Raw genomic sequence first — 19,807 nt, 5'->3', positions numbered from 1 at the left:
CCGCACCCGCCATCGGGGCGGCAATAGCAACAAAACCGGGCACTATTTCACCGCTTCGATCCGGACTGTGAACTCGCCGTCCTTCCTCGACAACTGCTCGATACCCGAGATGAACCGGCCGAGATGGACCAGGTCGTCGGAGTGCCGAAAACCGCGGTAGTAAGCCACCAAGTCTCCCCACGGGACATACAAGGCGAAATCGCCCACCGAGGGCGTCAACCCGAAGGGGGCATTGGCCGTCGAAAGCTTACGAGGCGGATAGGCCACCTTCTCTACATTGTTGTAGTCGCTAAATTTCAATGTGAGCGGCAGCATGGAGACGAGATCCCGGCTCGTAGCGTTGTCGTTGAGCTCGACCACGGCCTCACCTCCGTCAAAACTCAGCTTGATACGGGTCGCTTCGTTTGAGTTCCTCGACATGGCTATACCCTCTTTTTCGGGAGCGGCTTGAACGGCGCGTGCGTCATGTTGACGTTGCTGTGCCGACGCGCCGAAGCTCACGAAAGAGAGCGCTGTGGCCACAGCCGCGGCGAATGCGATTCGCCGACAAAGTTTCGTTTTCACAATGCCAACCTATGTTGTGAAGTCCCGGCGATATCGCTCACGCCGATTCAGTCTCGGGCCATTCCCGCTCGCTATATCAAGGAGATCGTCCCGCCGCGGAACGGAAGACTTCGCGTTCCGGTAAGAGGACGGCGCGCTCCATCGCGCCCTCGTCCATTGGGTTGCCCACAGTAACCGCCGTATGTTGGGTCTTGTGGACGAAGTCCTCGGGAAGGAATAGGTTCCCCTCGATCTTCACCATGAAAGCTAATGTAATCGCAATCGGACTGAGGATAAACACATGTGTCCGCATGCAAGGATGAGCCAGATTGAATAATCGGGCTCGGCTCGGGTTGCGCTCCGCGGCGTCAAGAGTCGTAGCGCAACGCGGCTATAAGCATGGCCATCGCTCCGGAGGGCTGACGGCGGCTGGGGTAGTACAGATGAAATCCCGACCAGAAGGGGCACCACTCCTCAAGTACCTGCACGAGATGCCCGGCACGCACATAGGGCTCGGCGAGTTCACTCGGCACATAGGCGACGCCCAGCCCTGCTACGGCGCCGGCAAGGCAATCGAAGAGGCTGTTATAGGTGAGCTGACCGTCGACATGGACGTTGACCTGTTGTCCGCCCTTTTTGAATTCCCACGCCCATAGGCTCCCATTCGTCATCGTTCTCACATTGATGCAATTGTGGCGCATCAGATCCGCCGGTTTTTGAGGGCGCTCACGCTTGGAAAAATAACGCTTGGTCGCTACGACCGAAAACTGAACCGGTGGGCCGATGCGCACCGCAATCATGTCTTGCGCCACGAGTTCGCCGAGGCGAACACCGGCGTCGAACTGCTCAGCCGCCAAATCCACATACCCGTTATCGAGAAAGAGCTCGACCTTGATATCCGGGTAGGTCTTCAAAAAATTCTTCAGCTTGGGCGTGAGAAGAAGGCGGATTGCATCCTCGGGAGCGGTGATCCGGATCGAGCCCGCAGGCTTGTTGGCCAGTTCTGATACCTCGAGCAGCCCAGCGTCGATTTCCGCGAGCCGGGGAGCAACAGTGCGCAGCAAACGCTCGCCCTCTTCGGTAGGGACAACGGCACGCGAGTGACGCGCCAACAGCCGGACGCCCAAGGTCTTCTCGAGGGAGCGGACGGAGTGACTTACCGCTGTTTGCGATAAACCCAGCCGAGCGGCAGCCCGGGTAAAGCTTCGCTCGCGAGCCACAGCGAAGAAAGCAGTTAGGCCGCCCAAAGCGTGACGCAGGAGGTTATCTGTCACAATTAATCAATCTGCTTCATGTATGTGGCAGGACCATACCATCGGAAAGCCGCCGGTGCATCTCGGCTCGCAGACATGATCCGAACCGAATTTGTCCAGGCCGGGCCGGGGCGGGGCGGTCTTTAAAAGAGTGTTGGCGGCCGGCAAACAACCGATTTCGGCAGTCATCGCCCAGCGCCCGCCCAGTGGATAGCAAAATAAATTGCGCGGTCTCGTCAAGTTCCTACGGGCACGGCTACGCCGTGCCTAACCGCCACCGTCACGCTGCCGCGACGAACTCGAGAATCAGACTCGCGACGACGCGCGGCGCCTCCTCGGGCATATAGTGCCCACAATCGTTGAACACGCCACCGCGAACATCGTGAGCAACGATGCGCATCGTGTCGAGCAGCATCGAACCGACGCCCATCTGCGCGCCAAATGCGAGCACCCGGATGTCGAGCCGGGTCTCGGCGCGCTGGCGGTTGTGTTCCAGCCCTTCGGCACCGAATATGTGCCGGTAGTAAGAAAGCGCGGAGCGCGTCGCGCCCGGTAGCGTATTCACTCTCACATACTCTTCGAGGTCCGTCGGTGTAATGGTCCACCCACGAAGCGCCTTGGCTCGAAACAGCCAAGCCAGGAATTCCCGCTCACGTCCCTGCAACAGGATTTCCGGCAAATCGCTTAACCGATTGAACCCGAAATGCCACGTCTTGACGTTAGCTTCTTCGGTCGGAATACCCGCTGCCGAAAACGGCGTGATGCCGGGCAGCGCCGAGTCGAAGACTGCGAGACGACGCACGTCTTGCGGCCAATCCGCAGCATAGGCATAGCCGATCCAGGCGCCGACATCGTGCCCCACGACGTCGATCGGACCCTCCGACATCAGCCCCAGCGCCTCAACGAAGCCGTGGATGTCAGCAGCCACGGTTCGCAAGTCGTACCCTGCGTCAGGACGATCCGAATCGCCCATTCCCCTGGGATCGACGGCGATCACGCGTCTGCCCGCCTCGACAAGCAATGGCATGACGTACCGCCATGCATACCAGCTTTGCGGCCATCCGGGCAGCAGCAGCACCGGCGCGCCGCGGCCGCCCTCGACGAAATGCAGCCGCACGCCGTTCACCGTGACGGTGTCTTGATGAAACACACGCCAGAATTCAGTGGAATCGAACGGCGGGCATGTATCAGCCGCCGATGTGCAAATCACGCTGTGCTCCATGACGATTTTCTCCTCTTTGAAAGTTGCGCCAACGCGTCGCCGATCGGCGGTGCGAAGCAAGATGACTCATTGGTGCGATCGGCGCCGGCGACCGTCACCGAACGCCCTCGCAAAAGCGATCGCGGCCGCCGCCGCGAGAGCGAGCCAATCACCGAGGCGATATATTTGGAAGCGATCACTTCCAAATTTGGCAAAAAAATCAGTTGAGCAATTCGAGCGCGTTTTCGACGATGCTCATCATCTCGCCATGCGACCGGCCCGTCTTGCCCAGTACGCGCATGCCCTGAACCACACAAAGGAGCAACCGCCCGGTGGATTCCGCGTCCAAACGGGAGGAGATCGAGCCGTCGCCCTGTCCTTGCCGGACTGCTGCCACAAGACGCTTTTCATGGATTTTGAGCACGCTGGCCACGCGCTTGGCCATATCCGCGTCTGAACTTGCCAGATCGACGGCGCTGCCGACCACGAGACAGCCGCGTCTGCCAACCGCACCATGGCAGTATTCGGCATACAGTCTAAGGATCGCCTCGACGCACGCTCTTCCTGTCTGCGCACTCGCCAGCTCCTGCGCGATTCGCGCGTTGCGCTGGCTGACATAACGTTCGAAAGCGGCCAGAAAAATGGCCCGCTTGTCCTTGAATGCCTTGTAGATGCTGCCCTCGGCGATGCCCAGTGCAGCCGTTAGCCTGGCCATCGACGTCGCGTGAAAACCATACTCGCTGAAAACAATGATCGCCTTGTCCAGTACGTCGTCGACCGCGAATTCTCGAGGTCGACCTGGTCCGCGCGATTCGGCTCCGCCGTCGATGGTAGGGTTCATGTCGCGCATATTAGAAAGTAATCGCTTCCAAATCAAGCGATTTTTAGGCAGCGGCCGATTCGGCGCTGAAATAAGTGGGATCCGCGAGATCGCTATGGGGCGAATGGCTGAATTCGCACGCGCAGGGCTTTCGCGACATTCATCGCTCGACTGCCCAGGACGGCACGCCGTTTCACTTTCAGATCGGCCCTTCCTGTTCGATCACCGTCCCGTGCGTCGCCTCGCCCGCCACCGGGCTCGCAAACTCCGGCAAGCCGCCAACGCGACGAGCCCGGCGCACCCACATGGCCGTCAGAATCGGCACGAGGATGGCCGTGACGAGACAAGCCGTGGCCACCATGGCCGTCGCAGCCGGCACAAGCGGCTTGAGCTTCGGTACCATTTCGCCGATGATCGCCGGGTTCGCCACCGCGGCACCGGCCGTCGAAGACGCCGCAAGCCCGGCCGCCCCGTTACCGCCGCCAATGAGCTTGTCCGACAGCATTAGCGGAATGCCGGTGATGACGATCACGATCAGCCCGAGCAAAAGTCCTGGCAAGCCGCTCTTGGCAATGACGTTCAAATCGATCCCGTTGCCGAGTGCGAAACCGAAAAAGGGAATCAGCGGATGAACGCAGCGCCCGAATAGCTCGCGCAATTGGCTATCCAGGTTGCCGAGCGCAAAACCGATCACGAAGGGCAGCACAGCGCCCGCAAAAAGTCGCGCCTCGAATACGGCCACCCCGGTGGCGCCGAGGATCAACATGCTCATGAGCGGGCCCGATTCGATCGACATCAAGACGAACGCACCCGCTTCCTCTTTTGTGCCGTATTGCTGCATGACCGCCGCATACAACCCGCCGTTGGTCATGTCCATCGACGCCGTGATTGCGAGCAGCGAGAGCCCGGCGAGCACGCCGCTCTTGATCCCGTCGTCCGGAATGAACTGCGCGGCGCACAGCGTCGCGAGCCATGCAACGGCAATCTTCGTCAGCACGAGCGTGCCCGACTTGCGGAGCACCACGCCCGTCGCGCGAAAGTCGATCGTCGCGCCCATGCAGAAGAACCAGACGGAAAGAATCGGTACCGTGCCGCTGATGAGCCCGTTCGTAAACGAACCGAAGTACTTGCCGGCACCCGGGGCGAACGTATGCACGCACGCGCCGAGCAGCATCGGGACGAGCATCAGCCCGCCGGGGATACGGTCTATCGCCTGTTTGATGTTCACGTCTCCTCCGTGGACGAGTTCGTCCGGTTGTCGGATGCGTCTTTTTTGTTAGTTCGGAACGATATTCCGATTTCACGCGAGACGCACTTCGTCGTATACCCTCGCCGATTTTTACCTGATGTCAGCCCGTTACGCGACCTCTCGGTCGGCACATTTTTCATTTTCGGATCTGCGTTCCGAAAACAGAAAAACTGTGTTTCAATGCGTTCCAGCGCCGTCTCAGGACTCCGGAGAGCCCCATGCAAGTCAAGCAAGCCATTCACAGCGAACATGCGAAAACGCTCGATACAGCCGGGCTACGCAGCCAATTCCTCGTGGAAAGCGTCTTCGAGCCAGACGCGCTTTCGCTGACTTACAGTCATATCGACCGCATCATCGTCGGCGGCGCGTGGCCCGCCTCGCGGCCCGTTGAAGTGCCGGCCTCGCTCGGCAAGGCGATGGGAGTGAGTCACCTGCTCGAGCGACGCGAACTGGGCGCGATCAACGTCGGCGGCGACGGCTGGGTGGAAGTGGACGGTATGCGCCATACAGTGCGCAGGGAAGAAGCGATCTATGTCGGCCAGGGTGCGCAAGCGCTCACGTTCGGCAGTGAAGATTCCAGGCATCCGGCGAAGTTCTACCTGAACTGCGCACCAGCCCACACCCGCTATCCCACGCGCACGATCACGCTCGCGCAAGCATCGCCAGAAACGCTGGGCGATCCGTCCACGAGCAACCGCCGCACGATCTACAAGTTCATCGTCCCCGAGGTCTTGCCCACGTGCCAGCTTTCGATGGGCATGACCAAGCTCGAGCCGGGCAATCTCTGGAATACGATGCCCTGCCACACGCACGAGCGGCGCATGGAAGTCTATTTCTACTTCGGCTTGCCCGACGACGCTGCCGTCTTCCACATGATCGGCGAGCCGAAGGAAACACGGCACGTGGTCGTGCACAACGAGCAGGCCGTCATCTGCCCCAGTTGGTCCATTCACTCAGGTGTCGGCACGCGCGCGTACAGCTTCGTCTGGGGCATGGTCGGCGAAAACCAGGTGTTCCATGACATGGACCACGTCGCCGTGCGCGATCTGCGATGAGCGCACCGTTGTTGTCCCTCCCCCTTCGAAAGACCGACGCGGACACTCCATGCCAGCACGACTGTTCGATCTGACCGGCAAGAGCGCCATTGTCACGGGCTGCAACACGGGCCTGGGCGCGGCGATGGCCATTGCGCTCGCCGAAGCTGGCTGCGGGATTGTCGGCGTCAATCGAAGCGACCCGGCCGATACCCGCGCGCGCGTCGAAGGCGCCGGCCAGCGTTTTGTCGATGTTCGCGCCGATCTCGCCGCCCTCGATGCCGTCGATTCGATCGTGGCCGCGTCCGTCGAAGCATTCGGCCGCATCGACGTGCTCGTCAACAACGCCGGCATCATCCGCCGCAACGATGCACTGACATTCAGCGAGGCCGATTGGGACGCCGTGATCGATGTCAACCTGAAGAGCGTGTTCTTCCTCTCGCAGGCCGTCGCACGGCAGTTCGTTCGGCAAGGGGCAGGCGGCAAGATCATCAACGTCGCTTCCATGCTTTCGTTCCAAGGCGGTATTCGCGTGGCCTCTTACACCGCCTCGAAAAGCGGCGTCCTCGGCCTCACGCGGCTGCTCGCCAATGAATGGGCCGCCAAAGGCATCAACGTCAACGCCATCGCACCGGGCTACATGGCCACGAACAACACGGCTGCGTTGCGCGACGATCGCGAACGCAACGACGAAATCCTCGCGCGCATTCCGGCCGGCCGATGGGGCGCGCCGGACGATCTCGCAGGCCCGGTCGTGTTCCTGGCCTCGCCGGCTTCGGACTATGTCCACGGCCACACGCTTGCGGTCGACGGCGGCTGGCTCGCCCGTTAAAAATCGAATGACGGTATCGGGACGCGTTATGCTCTCGTCAGATTCCCTATCGACGGACAGAAGGACGATGAGAGCAAGGCCCCGGCAGCAGGATCGCGACGCCGCGATCGCTTCGCACGATGACGAACCCCGTTCGAGCGGAGACAAAAGCGAATCGGTATCGGCCGTCGGTAAGGTGTTCGTCATTCTCGCCGCGTTGGGCGATCGCGGCCCGATCGGGATCAGCGAGTTGTCGCAGCATCTCGGCATGTCCAAGACGACGGTTCACCGTTTCCTGCAGACGCTGAGGACACTCGGCTATGTCGCACAGGAAGGCGAAACGGACCGCTATCGGCTCACGATCCGGCTGTTCGAACTCGGCGCGAAGGCGCTGGAGAGTGTCGACCTCGTCCGCGAGGCCGATACCGAAATGCGGCGCATCGGGCAGCTGACGCGCGAAGCCGTCCACCTGGGCGCCTTCGACGAAGATCACATCATCTACATCCACAAGATCGACGCCGATTACGGTTTGCGCATGCAGTCGCGCATCGGCAGGCGCAATCCGCTCTACAGCACGGCGATCGGGAAGGTGCTGCTCGCCTGGATGCCACCGCAAGAGGCGGCGCACGTGCTATCGCGTCTCGAGTTCAAGAAGTCGACGCCGAAAACCCTCGCATCGGCACAGGCCGTGCTCGCCATCCTGCCCAGCGTGCGCGAGCGGGGCTATGCAGAAGACAACGAGGAACAAGAGGATGGCTTGCTCTGTATCGCGGTACCGGTGTTCGATCGGTTCGGCCAGGTTCTCGCGGGGCTGTCGATCTCGTTTCCGACGATGCGCTGCGGCGCCGATACGAAGGCGCATTACGTCGCGCTCTTGAAAGAGGCCGGGAGGGCAATCTCCGAGAAAATCGGCTATCGCGAACCCACAGCGCCATAAGCCGCGAAACCGGGGCATCGGCGCTGCCGCCGTGTGCCGTCATCGCCGTCGTTAGCCACTATCCGCCGATCGCGGACATCGCGGACGTATCTCCTCATTCGTTCGGTCTTCGTTAGAAGAGCCGCGGCGTGCCGACCCAAACGAGCGTGGTTTCGATGTCACCTGTATTCGCCCAGCTATGCGGCACCGTCGATTCGTAATGCGCGCTATCGCCCGCGTAGAGCACGAATGTCTTGCCTTCGAGCGTCAACGACATTTCCCCCGAAATGACATAGACGAACTCCTCGCCCGCGTGGGTGGTCACCTCCGCCGTCGAAGGCTGACCCGCGGGCAGCCGGACCAAGATGCTCTCGAGTTGACTGCCAACTGACGAATTTGTCAGGCGAGCGAACAGATCCGTCGAATCGGCGAAGCTGAAAAATCGCAGCTGGCTCGAACGGCGAACCGAACGTTCTTCGCTTGGGGTATCGACGAAGTATTGGAGCGTGACGCCGAGCGCTGTCGCGATACCCGCCAGGGACGTCAACGACGGAGTGGCGAGGCCGCGTTCGACTTGGGACAAAAACGGCTTGGAGATACCGGCGGCCGTTGCCGTTTCATCGAGCGTTTTATGCAGCCGGTGCCTCAGCGCTCGGATCTTGCTGCCTAAATCCGCAGCTTGGCGGGCACTTTCGACGTTCAAAACCATAGGAAATGCGCTACTCGCAGTGGTTGGGGACAAGCACGGAGAACCGATCGTTATCGGCGCTCGCGCGCCGGTTGCGTCTTTGCGCAACGTTCTCCGGAGAGACAAAACACGCTATGTTGCCAGAACACAAATGCGCTGAGCAAAAGGGATCGACCGCCGAGGGTTTACCGCGACTTCCGGCGGACAGGGCACTAATCGAGAAATTCCCCGGCGCGCTGCTTCAAGACGGCGCTGAATTCGTCCAACCAGCCGATCGAGAGCCGCCAGCTTTGCCAATACAGATCGACGTCGAGATGGCGCCCCGGGGACAGTTCCACCAGTTCGCCCCGCTCCACCAAAGTGCCGATCATCTGCGTCGGGCACATGCCCCAGCCAAGCCCCGTGACGCACGCGCGCAAGTAGCCGCCGACATGCGGCAGCCAATGCTGCGGCGGGTCGATGTCCGCACGCGTCAGGCGGCGCATGAACCGCGCTTGCAATGCATCCTTGGGGTTGAAGACCACACAAGGCGCACGCCGCAGCGCCTCGCGATTGACTCCGTCCGCGAAATAACGGGCGAAAAATGACGGCGAGCAGACGGCCAGATAGCGCATTCGCCCGAGCCTCACCGAGCGGCACCCTTGCACGGGCTCGGCCTGCGTCGTGACCGCGCCTTGCACGCTGCCGTCGCGAATCCGTTGAGCGGTGTGGTCCTGATCGTCGATGACGAGGTCCAACAGCATGCGCCGCTGCGCGCAAAATTGCGCCACGGCATCGACGAACCAGGTACCGACGCTATCGTCATTGACGGCCACGCGCAGCGTCGGCCACGACTGCCCCAGCAAGCTGCCCGCCATCGAGGGCATATCGTCCGCGAGCTGGGCCTCGAGCAACCGCACGCGCTCGGTATGGCGACACAGCAACGCCCCCGATGCCGTGGCCACGCACGGCTGCCCTCGCTTCACGAGCACGCTGCCCACCCGCTCCTCGAGCAGCTTCACGCGCTGCGAGACGGCCGATGCCGTGACGTTCAGTTCGCTGGCGGCGCGATCGAACGAGCCATGGCGCACGACCGCCGCGAGCGCATCCAGCAACGCATAGTCGATCATTAGCGCTCCTTAATCGGCTTTAGCCGAATTAGCTGTTCTTAGATGCATCCGGCATGCAGACTAACGCCATCCACCCCCAATCGTCTACCCGCTTTATCATGAACTGGACCGCCTATTCGCACGGCGCGGCGCTGTGCGCCTCGCTCATCGTCACCATCGGCGCACAAAATGCCTTCGTGCTCCGCCAGGGAATCATGCGCTCGCACGTCGGCAAGATCGTGATGCTTTGCACGCTTTCGGATTACTTGCTGATCGCAGCCGGCGTGGGCGGCGCCGCCGCGCTCGCAACGCGCTACCCGCGTCTTGTCGAAGTGATCTTGTACGGGGGGCTCGCCTATCTCGCCTGGTTCGGGCTATCGACGCTCAGGCGCGCGTGGCGTCCCGGCCATGCCGTCATGGAAGTGGGCGGTGAGCGGGCGGCGATTCCTGCGACGACCGGACAAACAGGATGGTCAGTAGTCCTAATGACATTGGCGTTTACGTGGCTCAATCCCCATGTTTATGTCGATGTCCTGTTGCTCATCGGCACCGCCGGGGCCCGAGAGCCGGATGGCGCGCGGGTGGCGTTCGCCCTCGGCGCCATGACAATCAGCACGCTCTGGTTCGTGTCGCTCGGCTACGGTGCCAGGCTGCTGGCCCCGCTGTTCCGCAAGGCGCTTGCATGGCGCGTGCTCGACGGCGCGATCGGCAGCATGGTGCTGTTCGTCGCGGCCGCGCAACTGCGCTAAGAGACCCTTCCGAAGTCCCACCTTTCCAAACTGCGCTAAGAGCCCCTTCCGAAGTCCCACCTTTCCAAATATTGGGCAGCGTGCGCATCCTTTGCGCACGCTGCCGCACTTTTGCTACGCTCATCGCGGCATCGATAGCGACACGAATAATGCGATGCAAAATTTAAGCGCTTAAATTCTGTTCGGCAAACCGCCGACCCGCGCGGAATGACTGACTGGAGGATGACAATGGATAGAAGAACGATGCTGCGCCTTGGGCTTTCAACTGCGGCGGCGGCATGTCTCGAGCTCACTGGTACGCAGAAGGCACTCGCGTTCTCGGACACGAGCGCATTCGCGAAGGGTGTCGACGTGTCGACGCTCCCCCAGATCGAAGCGTTCGGTGGAAAATTTTATGCAGACGGCGTGCGGCACGATGCACTCGCTTTGCTGCGCTATAACGGCGCCGACTCGTGCCGCATCAAGATCTGGAACGACCCGGGCAACGCGAGCTACTACCCGTCCAATCAGGCGGTGGCCGGCTACAACACCGTCGCGCAGGCCGTCGCGCTCGCGAAACGCGCGGCCGCCCTCGGGATGCGCATTCTGATCGACTTCCACTACAGCGACTGGTGGGTCGACCCCAGCAAGCAATATCCGCCGCACGCATGGGCGGGCCTGAATCTGACGGACACCTGTACGCAGTTGTACGCATTCACAACCAACGCGCTGAATCAGCTCAAAGCGGCCGGCGTCACGCCGGAATGGGTACAGGTGGGCAACGAGATCACGAGCGGAATGCTGTGGCCACTCGGCAAATACGATCAGTTGGACAACCTCGCGACACTGCTGAAGACCGGCTACAACGCGGTGAAATCGGTCAATTCCGCGACCAAGGTGGTGCTGCATCTCGACAGCGGCGGCAACAACGCGACCAGCCGCTGGTGGTTCGACGCAATGACGTCGCGCGGCGTGCAGTTCGACGTCATCGGCCTGTCCTACTACCCGGCGTGGCAAGGCTCGCTCACCGACCTGACCAATAACGTGAACGACATCGCGGTGCGCTACGACAAGGCGCTGATGGTGGTCGAAACCGCGTTCGCGTGGACGTCGAGCGACGCCGACTCGGAGCCGGACACCATGACGACCGCCGGCACGACCAACTTCCCGATGACGCCGGCCGGGCAGGTGCAGTTCTGGCAAGCGGTCAAAAACATCATCGCCAACATTCCGGGCGGACGCGGCAAGGGCGTGTTCTGGTGGGAGCCGGAATGGATTCCGGTTGCGGGCGCGGGCTGGAAGGCCGGCGCTGGCGACCAGTGGGACAACTGCACGCTGTTCGACTTCCACGGCAACGCGCTGTCGTCGATCAGCTTGTTCAAGTCGTGATCGCGTGATGCCGTGAAGCGATGCCCGATCCTTGCCCGGCACAGTCCGCCGGGCAAGGATCGTGGCGTTGACCTTCCAGCTGGCGGTGCCTGCCACTGCCCGTTCCCAATAGATCGGACACCTAAACATTGGCGTAGACGAACTGTCACAGATCCATGCTATAAACGGGCCACCGCAATCGTTTGCGTACGCGAACGCGGCTCGTCAGCTGGAGTGATCGCTCAATGAAAATCGTCGGCTACTGTGCACTTTGGACCATCGCGCTCGCGTTGCTCGTGGCGATGTGCGCCATCATCAAAGCAGGCTACGTGGGCCGCCCGGGCGCCATCGATACCGATATCGTCGCCGGTAAGATCGCCAGCCATGTCGCAGTCCCACAGCCGGCCTCGAAACACACGTTGCGCGTTTCCCTGCCGGCTACGTAGGCTGGCCGCCGTGGCGATCGCGGCCGGACCGCCGCCCCGTGCACCCGACATTCCACGACCATCTCGGATCGTATGGCCGCATGCTACCTATCGCCATTTATTGCGGCGCAAAGTAAAACGATTTCAGCTGCAATTTTCCTCAGTGGCAGTCGCCGCCCGCCATACTCAGCAAAACTTCCGCTGAATATATTAATGATCAACTTGGCCTGATGCGTCTTTTCTATTTTTAATCGGCGCAACCGCGAATTGCGGCAAATGCACATGCAAAGCATTCATGCCGGCCCCACACAATGCCGCGCTTTCACATAAGCCGAGCCACCGCGTGTTTATGGGCCCGTTCCGATGATTTTTCCGCCAACTCACTCACGGTCGCTATGCGCGTCGACCCCGCCTCCCTCCGGAGCACGCAGAGGGCACATCTCAAGCGTATCTCGAAAAGATTCACTCAAACGGCATGACAGACCCGGTAAATCTCACAACATCGGCCGTTTTAAACGATCGCTCAAACCCGCGCAGATATTGAAGAATTTATAAAAATTCGTTTGGATCCTCGTCTCTATTTACACCAATCGCGAGACACCCGTAAGGTAGCGCCGCTGCCCTCGATATGCCAATTGATGGCAATTATTCACCCATTCATATTGCGAACTCCGCAGGGATCGGAGCCAGTGCTTCTTTTGCGAAACGGGAGAGACGGTTCAGTATCGATTCCGATCGAGCGTCGAAGCGCTGACCTTGGCCAACTGCGAAGCACGAGCCCGGGACCGAAGCATCGGACCACAGGAGACAAACCATGGCGCCTACCGCGCGCATTCAATCCATTTTTCCTGCGACGGCCGCGGCCTTGGCCATCGCGCTGCTCGCGGGCGGCTGCGGAGGCGGTGGGTCCGACAACCCCGCGCCGATCGCCACTGCGCCCTGTTCGGGCAACGTTTGCTCGGGCTCGGGCGCCACCACGCAACCTTCCGATCCGGCAACGCTATGCCCCGCTTCGCTCGACTACAGCACGACTTTTACGGGTGGCTCGGGCAGCGGCGAATACATCAAGGTCAAGTTCGACACGTCAAAAAAGCAGTATCAGATGACGTTCATCGAATCGGAAGTGCCGACTTCCGCGGGACAGGTCAATACCACGCGCGCCGGGCTGACGATTACAGGCGACTACCAGAACGCCGATCTTTATCAAATCCAAAACGCTCAGGGCGTGGCGGCCACACCGCTCAAGCTGCCCACCGCCGAGCAGAACCGCTGCGCGTTCGTGCTCGAAAACGGACAGACGGCCGATGGCAGCTACCATGTCGCGATCGATCCGAACGATCCGCCGATGTTGTTCGTCGGCAATGGCATTGTCGGCGGCGGCATTCCTGGGTCGACGGTGCAGTTCGATGGGGTGCAGATCGCACCCGGGACGTACGTGGCGACCGTGCCGAGCAAGACGTTCGACTACTACCCGTTCATCGCATTCAGTCAAACGGTGACCGATTTTTCGAAAGTGGCGGGCCACTACAACGAACTGGGCATCCACTTCACCCCGTCGGGCGGCGATCTCCAAACGACACCCGCGATCCCGACCGGCACGTTGCTCGGATGGCAGGCGGACGGGATTCAGGTGACCGAGACGATGCATGCCGACGGCTCGTGTACCCCCGATAGCGGCCAGTCGTACACGTCTTGCCCGACGAGCGGCGGCAATTGGACGCTGCGAACGAATACGGACGGATCGCAAGACAACGTCTTCACCAGTGCGGCGAACATCAACTCAGGGTTTGGGGCCGACGTTTACCCGGCCGTCGGCGCGGGATTGCTGCAGGTCCCGCTCGCAGGCGACCAAGCGCACGGCATCATGATTGCCGGCAAGCTGAACGGGCAAATCATTCCCGTCGTCATCCGCGTCGGCTATGCGCACTCGGGCACGACGCTAACCGATTCGTCGGTCGACGATCAACTCGGTATCTCGCTGCTCGCCCCTGTACAGCATGTCGATCTGTCGACGATGACCGGCGCGTACATCGGCGCGAACAGCGTCACCGCCTGCGGCATCGTGAGCGCCTACGCTCCGACCTCCACCTCGCCGCCCGTGTTCGAAGGCGCTTGCCTCGACGATACGACAACGACGAACCCCGGCGTCAACTACACATCGACGCTGTTTCAAGGGACGAGCGCCGCATTCTTGAATCCGTTCACGTCCACGGCAGCGACGAACTTCTCGCTCGACTTCACGCAGAGCCAGCCGGGGCTCGTCAACGTCACAGCGCAAAACAAATTCACCTCGGGAGCCGCCACGGTCTTCAAAAGCGGCGATACCGGCTACCTGATCAAGGTTGGCCCGGTATTCGCCGTGCTGATGAACGGCACGGGCCTGCCGAATCCGTTTTTCACGATTGGCGCGTTCGTTCAGTAGGGGTGGTACCGCTTCACGCGGCGGCCGGCAGCGCCAACCGGCCGCCATTACATCCTGCCTTTAACCTGATGCGAGGTTCTCAACATGAAGCGTTTCAAGCTCATCCCCGTAGGTGCGGCAATGGCGTTGTTCCTGGCGGCTTCCGCATCGGCATACGCCGTGTCTGTCTCTCCTGCCGGAGCGATCAGTCTGACAGGCGCCACCACGCTGACGAAGGGCATTGTCTCCGTGAGCTGTACGGCCAATTTCGTCGGTAGCGTCACCAGTAGCGGTGCGATCTCCATTACGTCGGCCAAGTTCTCCGGCGGCTCCCTGTGTACGGGTGTCACAGCTGCCCAGTTGCCATGGACGGGCGCGGTGACATCGTCGACCGGTCTTTCGTTGAACGGCGTCGCAGTCAACACGCTCTTGGGCGCCTGCGGCCCGAGCACCGTCAAGGCCAGCATCACGCAGAACGCGACCCTCAGGGAAACGACGATCGGCCTGACGAGCCAAGCCCTTTCGGGTGGCTGCACGGTATCCGGCACGCTCACGACGACGCCGTTCCTGACGATCAACTGATCGACCCGCCCGGCTGACGGGCTTCGGCTTTGGGCGCGCTCGCCTCACGAGGAGCGGGCGCGCGAACCGTAACCGGGCGCGAGGGAAAGCGCTCACAGCGTCAATGCCGGCGCCGCTTGGCGTGCGCCGGTTTCCTTTAAGAACCCTATATTCTGGACTCCTCATGATTTGGCGTAGTTTGCTCTCGATAGCGCTGGCCGCTTTTGTTCTCTCCGCCTGCGGCGGCAGCGGTGGCGGCGATCCGCCTCCCCCGGTCGTGACGCGGCTATGCCCGCAAACGGTCGACTACAACACCGTCTTCACCGGCGGTGCAGGCTCGGGCGAACTCGTGCAAGTGCAACTCGACACCACGGCGATGACGTACAAGATCACGTATCTGGCGTCGCCCGTGCCGGTGATGAAAGGCACCGTGTTGCCCACCCGGGCGACGGCACCGAACAACGTCGTATCCGGTACGCTGACGCAAGAAACGTTACTACCGACGACCAAACTCAACGAATGCGCATTCCGCTTGAACAACGCCAGCCTGAATCCGTCGAGCCCCGCGCGCGTGTTCCTTGGCGAAGGCGTGCTCGGCGGCACGATTCCGGGGGCTGAAATACAGTTCGTGGGTGTGGCCGGCGTCGGCGTCGTACCGGATACGACGTTCCCGTACTATCCGTTCATCGCATTCGCGCAAACGTCGACAAGCCTTGCCGAGATCGCCGGCAAGTATTCGATGCTCGGCTATCACAAGGTGCCGTCGCAGAACTTCGCACCCGTCGCGGTCGATTCGGCGATAACGATCAACGCCGACGGCAGCTTCTCGGAATGCGACAACAGCGGGATCTACGCAGGCCAATGCCGGCAGTCGGGCACCCACTTCATCGCACGCACCGATTCGCCGACGTTCGAGACCGACCACTTCACGGGGCAAGTCACACCCACGCAAGCCGTGAACGGCCCGCAGGCGCAGGGCATTCTGATCGTCGGCAAGCTTCGCGGCGAGCTCGTGCCGATTCTGATTCGCGTCGGTGCAGCCAATCCATCGATCGTTTCGCCGCCGGGCTCGCCTCCGGCAACGCCGCTGGCTGATGACGAATCGGGGATCGCGATGCTCGCGCCGCAAGCGTCCGTCACGAACGGTTCGCAAAACGGCGAATACATCGGCGTCGATAGCAATTTCGCCTATCGCACAACGGCGCTCTCGAACGCGCAAGCAACGATGCTCGATCCGTTCAACGCCTCGCAAGCTTCGCTCGCGACCGCGCTCAATCTGGATTACACGCAAGTGCTTCCGGGCCTCGTGAAGACGACTAAAGGCGCGGCCGGAACAACGCCCACGGGAAAGATGATTTTTACGGGCGGCACGATCGGCTATCTCGATACGTCGGATCCCAGTGCGCCGTATTTCGCCGTCAGCGCTTTCGTGCAGTGATCCGATAACGAACAAGAGCCAGGAAACGAAGATATGGGGACAAGGAAGCTATTCGCACCGCTCGTGGCGGCTTGCGTGTCGACGGGCGCCTACGCGCAACATGCCGGCGACAACGTCGTCTCGCTGGGGTGGTTTCACATCGCGCCACAATACTCGAGCGATCCGCTGACGACTCACGTCGCGCCGATGCCGATCAATGAGCCGCTCGGCCTCCCGTCGACGTTCACGTCGGCAGGAACGGGGCTCACGGTCAACAACGCGAACACGCTCGGGCTCACGTTCAGCCACTTCTTTACGGATCACATCGCGTTAACCACAATGGGCGGCGTGCCACCCGAGTTTCGTATCGGCGGCTTTGGCGTGATCCAGCCGCCGGGGCCCGCGGGCGCACTCGGGCAAGAAAACCTCAGTGCGCCGTCGAACAATCCGCTCGTGGGCAAAGTGAGGCAATGGACCGCCGGCGCGATGCTGCAGTACTTCTTCGGCAATGCCGAGGCGAAATTTCGGCCATTCCTTGGCGTGGGCATGACGTACACCTGGTTCAATTCGTTCCGGCTCAACCCTTACTTTTCGCAATCGCTCAACGAGAATCTGGGAAGCGTCCTCGCCGCCGGGGCGGGCAAGCCCGGCCCCACCAGCATCTCGGCGAAGTCGTCTTCGTCGTGGACCCCAATCTTCAATATCGGGGCCAGTTATGCACTCACCCAGCACTGGCAGGTCAATGCTTCGGTTTCCTACATGCCACTAAAAACCTATGCGGAAACCGACATCAAAGCAGCGGAGGGCACCTTGGTTGCCTTCAGCAAAGCAAAACTCACCGCGGATCCGATCAGCACGTTTCGCGCCGTTTCGGACCGCTTTTGACGAGCGGTGCGGCCGGCGCGCGCCCGTTACCGCGCCGGCGGCGCCGGTTCCCATAGCATGTCGTAGAGCGCCCGTGCTGCGGTTGCCACGCCGCTCATATTGAGCGCCCCATCGAGCAAGCCGCGATTGCCTTTCATTTCTCCTGCAAAGACCAGCGGGTATGAATCCAACGCCCGCCAGCAAATGCGCCGCTGGACGCCCAGAGTATCGATCTTCATGGATAAATGAGCAAAACGAATCAACCACGACATCGAATTCGTTTTACTGACATCCGAACAGGCTGCAGAATTCGGTCCATCCACACCATCGACATGGACCAGGAGGCACATCGTGACAGAACCGCTCGATGAACTTTCGAAGCAATACGGAGGCTTCGAAGCCGGGCAATATGTGAAGTTCGAGGACGAACGCACTCGGCCGGTCCGGGACCTGCTGGCCGCCGTTCCACCGACGCCGATCCGCACAGCCGTCGATCTCGGCTGCGGCCCCGGTAACTCGACCGAGGTCCTGGCCGCGCGCGCCCCTTCGGCGGCGATTCACGGGCTGGATGTATCGGCGGACATGATCGAGACAGCGCGCAAACGTCTGCCCGATATTCGCTTCGACGTGGCGGACGTGACGGCTTGGGACGAGCCGGGCCCCTATGATTTGATCTTGTCCAATGCGGTGTTCCAATGGATCCCTGCGCACGAGCCGTTGCTTGTGAAGATCGTGAGCAAGCTCGCACAAGGTGGCCACCTCGCGATCCAGATGCCGGACAATCTCGACGAACCGTCGCACCGGCTGCTGCGTGAGGTCGCGGCAGCGGGGCCCTGGGCCGGGAAACTGAAAGGGGTAGGCCGAACGCAGCGATTCGACGCGAGCCATTACTATGCGTTGCTCGCGCCGCTGTGCTCGCGCGTCGATGTGTGGCGTACGACCTACTATCATCCGCTGCGCGACGGCGCGGACGGCATTGTGGAGTGGACGAAGGGCACCGCCTTGCGGCCGTTTCTGGCGCCGCTGAGCGATGACGAGCGCACAGCGTTCGTTGCGCGCTATCGCGACGCCCTGGCAGCGGCTTACCCGGCGTTCGACGACGGCACTGTCTTGTTTCCGTTTCCGCGGTTTTTTGTTGTGGCGACGCGTTTGTGAGGAGATGGGCCGGAGGAACACCGTCTCAAGCGCAAGCGCCTCTCTGCCTGGCGCGGAGGCGTGTTGAAGTTTTCATAACTGCCATTATAATGGCAGTTATCCGCCGATTTCCGCGTTAATCGCCATTTTGATGCTCTTTAACCTAGCCACCGCACAAGAAGTCGCGAGTGAACTCGGGCAGCGTCTGCGGACGCGGCGCCTGGCCCTGAATCAGTCGCAGGCGGAGACAGCCGCGCGTGCAGGCGTATCGCTCGGGGCCCTGCGCAAGCTGGAGCGAACGGGCCTTGTTACCGTGGAAGTGCTGTTGCGCGTGGCCGGTTCGCTCGGGCTGCTCCAGCAACTCGAGCCGGTATTCGTCATCCGGCCGATGAGCATAGAACAGATGGAAGCCGCCAACCGCTCGCGCCGCCGCGCCGGCCGCCGGAAGGAAGGATCATGAAGACGCTTACCGTCATATACGCCGGCTGGGGTGAACGGTTTCCGCTAGCACGGTTGGCGGATGATGGCCGCGAGCTATTGTTCCAATACACACCGGAGGCGCTAGCCCGCGGGATCGAACTCTCGCCCTATCACCTGCGACTGTCGCGCGAGGCTTACCGCGATTTTCCGCAGCATCAACACCGCCTGCCGGGGCTGGTTAGCGACGCGCTACCAGATGGTTGGGGCATGCTGGTGATGGACCGGCTCTTCCGCAAAAACGGTATCGATAGTGCGACGGTCTCGCCGCTCGACCGGCTGGCCTTCATTGGCGAAGACGCGATGGGCGCGCTCGCGTTCGAGCCGCCGTCCACCTCTCATCTGGAGAAGCATGACGTCGATTTGCTTAGGATTGCACAAAGCGTACGCAGCGTCCTCTCCGGAAACAGCGAGGACATGCTGCGTGACCTCGCGCTAATGGGCGGATCCCCACATGGCGCGCGCCCGAAGGTCCGCGTAAACCTGGACTGGACGACGGGCGTCGCGTCGATGACTGAAGATGGCCCCGGCTCGCCTTGGCTTGTCAAATTTCCCGGACAACACGAGGCGCCGGATGTCTGCGCAATCGAATACGTCTATGCAGAGATGGCCCGTAGCGCAGGCATCACCATGCCCGCGACGCACTTCTTTGCGCTCGCCCACGGTCTAACGGCCTTCGGCATCGAGCGCTTCGACCGTGTCGGCGGAATGCGCGTGCCCGTGCATACGGTTTGCGGCCTCGCGCACGCAGACTTCCGGCATCCGACACTCGACTACCTGTCCGTCCTTAGGCTTACCCGCCTCGTGACATCCGACGAACGCGAAGTCC

21 protein-coding genes are annotated in these 19,807 nt (G+C 61.5%); 13 read left to right on the top strand and 8 right to left on the bottom strand.

Going from position 1 to position 19,807, the window contains the following annotated elements:
* Positions 1–42: 42 nt before the first annotated feature.
* The 5 genes from ACTHL0_RS17455 to kdgT form a co-directional block, all read right to left on the bottom strand.
* Positions 43–564 carry a cyclophilin-like fold protein gene (locus ACTHL0_RS17455; protein ID WP_440568073.1) on the bottom strand — a complete coding sequence of 174 codons (522 nt, stop codon included), beginning with the start codon at positions 562–564 and terminating at the stop codon, positions 43–45.
* Between the two features lie 347 nt (positions 565–911).
* Positions 912–1,817 carry a LysR substrate-binding domain-containing protein gene (locus tag ACTHL0_RS17450; protein ID WP_440568072.1) on the bottom strand — a complete coding sequence of 302 codons (906 nt, stop codon included), beginning with the start codon at positions 1,815–1,817 and terminating at the stop codon, positions 912–914.
* A 259-nt stretch (positions 1,818–2,076) separates the two neighbouring features.
* Positions 2,077–3,018 (bottom strand): alpha/beta fold hydrolase, encoded by a 942-nt coding sequence (locus ACTHL0_RS17445; RefSeq protein WP_440568071.1) that lies wholly within the window; start codon positions 3,016–3,018, stop codon positions 2,077–2,079.
* A gap of 199 nt (positions 3,019–3,217) precedes the next feature.
* Positions 3,218–3,838 carry a TetR/AcrR family transcriptional regulator gene (locus tag ACTHL0_RS17440; protein ID WP_440568070.1) on the bottom strand — a complete coding sequence of 207 codons (621 nt, stop codon included), beginning with the start codon at positions 3,836–3,838 and terminating at the stop codon, positions 3,218–3,220.
* A 178-nt stretch (positions 3,839–4,016) separates the two neighbouring features.
* Positions 4,017–5,045, bottom strand: coding sequence for a 2-keto-3-deoxygluconate transporter (gene kdgT, locus ACTHL0_RS17435; protein WP_440568069.1), 1,029 nt, complete (start codon positions 5,043–5,045; stop codon positions 4,017–4,019).
* A gap of 239 nt (positions 5,046–5,284) precedes the next feature.
* On the opposite strand from kdgT, the gene kduI reads away from it, so the two are divergent.
* The 3 genes from kduI to kdgR all read left to right on the top strand — a co-directional run bounded on the left by kduI (position 5,285) and on the right by kdgR (position 7,848).
* Entirely contained in the window at positions 5,285–6,121 is an 837-nt protein-coding gene (gene kduI / locus ACTHL0_RS17430; RefSeq protein ID WP_440568068.1) for a 5-dehydro-4-deoxy-D-glucuronate isomerase, read from the top strand.
* Positions 6,122–6,170: 49 nt separating this feature from the next.
* On the top strand, positions 6,171–6,932 hold the full coding sequence (gene kduD, locus ACTHL0_RS17425) for a 2-dehydro-3-deoxy-D-gluconate 5-dehydrogenase KduD (protein WP_440568067.1): 762 nt from the start codon (positions 6,171–6,173) through the stop codon (positions 6,930–6,932).
* A gap of 67 nt (positions 6,933–6,999) precedes the next feature.
* Positions 7,000–7,848 carry a DNA-binding transcriptional regulator KdgR gene (kdgR, locus tag ACTHL0_RS17420; RefSeq protein ID WP_440568066.1) on the top strand — a complete coding sequence of 283 codons (849 nt, stop codon included), beginning with the start codon at positions 7,000–7,002 and terminating at the stop codon, positions 7,846–7,848.
* A 112-nt stretch (positions 7,849–7,960) separates the two neighbouring features.
* Here kdgR and ACTHL0_RS17415 read toward each other — a convergent pair whose 3' ends face one another.
* Together ACTHL0_RS17415 and ACTHL0_RS17410 are read right to left on the bottom strand one after the other, a co-directional pair.
* A complete protein-coding gene (locus ACTHL0_RS17415; RefSeq protein ID WP_440568065.1) occupies positions 7,961–8,536 on the bottom strand; it encodes a helix-turn-helix domain-containing protein in 576 nt (191 codons plus the stop codon).
* Positions 8,537–8,727: 191 nt separating this feature from the next.
* Positions 8,728–9,624 carry a LysR family transcriptional regulator ArgP gene (locus tag ACTHL0_RS17410; RefSeq protein ID WP_440568064.1) on the bottom strand — a complete coding sequence of 299 codons (897 nt, stop codon included), beginning with the start codon at positions 9,622–9,624 and terminating at the stop codon, positions 8,728–8,730.
* A 98-nt stretch (positions 9,625–9,722) separates the two neighbouring features.
* On the opposite strand from ACTHL0_RS17410, the gene ACTHL0_RS17405 reads away from it, so the two are divergent.
* The 7 genes from ACTHL0_RS17405 (at position 9,723) to ACTHL0_RS17375 (ending at position 17,388) form a co-directional block, all read left to right on the top strand.
* The gene (locus tag ACTHL0_RS17405) at positions 9,723–10,352 is read left to right on the top strand and encodes a LysE/ArgO family amino acid transporter (protein WP_440568063.1); all 630 of its coding nucleotides are present in this window, start codon (positions 9,723–9,725) and stop codon (positions 10,350–10,352) included.
* A gap of 228 nt (positions 10,353–10,580) precedes the next feature.
* Complete coding sequence (locus tag ACTHL0_RS17400; RefSeq protein ID WP_440568062.1) at positions 10,581–11,720, top strand: glycoside hydrolase family 53 protein; 1,140 nt, start codon at positions 10,581–10,583, stop codon at positions 11,718–11,720.
* 224 nt (positions 11,721–11,944) lie between these two features.
* Entirely contained in the window at positions 11,945–12,145 is a 201-nt protein-coding gene (locus tag ACTHL0_RS17395) for a hypothetical protein (RefSeq protein ID WP_440568061.1), read from the top strand.
* A gap of 793 nt (positions 12,146–12,938) precedes the next feature.
* The gene (locus ACTHL0_RS17390) at positions 12,939–14,546 is read left to right on the top strand and encodes a DUF2957 domain-containing protein (protein ID WP_440568060.1); all 1,608 of its coding nucleotides are present in this window, start codon (positions 12,939–12,941) and stop codon (positions 14,544–14,546) included.
* Positions 14,547–14,630: 84 nt separating this feature from the next.
* Positions 14,631–15,107, top strand: coding sequence for a hypothetical protein (locus ACTHL0_RS17385; RefSeq protein WP_440568059.1), 477 nt, complete (start codon positions 14,631–14,633; stop codon positions 15,105–15,107).
* 163 nt (positions 15,108–15,270) lie between these two features.
* Positions 15,271–16,524 (top strand): DUF2957 domain-containing protein, encoded by a 1,254-nt coding sequence (locus tag ACTHL0_RS17380; RefSeq protein ID WP_440568058.1) that lies wholly within the window; start codon positions 15,271–15,273, stop codon positions 16,522–16,524.
* A 33-nt stretch (positions 16,525–16,557) separates the two neighbouring features.
* Positions 16,558–17,388, top strand: coding sequence for an OmpW/AlkL family protein (locus ACTHL0_RS17375; RefSeq protein ID WP_440568057.1), 831 nt, complete (start codon positions 16,558–16,560; stop codon positions 17,386–17,388).
* Positions 17,389–17,414: 26 nt separating this feature from the next.
* On the opposite strand, the gene ACTHL0_RS17370 is transcribed toward ACTHL0_RS17375, so the two are convergent.
* Complete coding sequence (locus ACTHL0_RS17370) at positions 17,415–17,639, bottom strand: hypothetical protein (protein WP_440568056.1); 225 nt, start codon at positions 17,637–17,639, stop codon at positions 17,415–17,417.
* Positions 17,640–17,718: 79 nt separating this feature from the next.
* Here ACTHL0_RS17370 and tam point away from each other — a divergent pair, with 79 nt between their 5' ends.
* The 3 genes from tam to ACTHL0_RS17355 all read left to right on the top strand — a co-directional run.
* A complete protein-coding gene (gene tam, locus ACTHL0_RS17365; RefSeq protein ID WP_440568055.1) occupies positions 17,719–18,522 on the top strand; it encodes a trans-aconitate 2-methyltransferase in 804 nt (267 codons plus the stop codon).
* 130 nt (positions 18,523–18,652) lie between these two features.
* Complete coding sequence (locus ACTHL0_RS17360) at positions 18,653–18,961, top strand: helix-turn-helix domain-containing protein (RefSeq protein ID WP_440568054.1); 309 nt, start codon at positions 18,653–18,655, stop codon at positions 18,959–18,961.
* Positions 18,958–19,807, top strand: an 850-nt coding sequence (locus ACTHL0_RS17355; protein WP_440568053.1) for a type II toxin-antitoxin system HipA family toxin, incomplete at its 3' end; no start/stop codon positions are given. The genes ACTHL0_RS17360 and ACTHL0_RS17355, both read left to right, overlap by 4 nt.

Source organism: Trinickia sp., assembly GCF_051961175.1.
Taxonomy (GTDB): domain Bacteria; phylum Pseudomonadota; class Gammaproteobacteria; order Burkholderiales; family Burkholderiaceae; genus Trinickia.
This window is presented reverse-complemented; position numbering and strand designations above follow the sequence as displayed.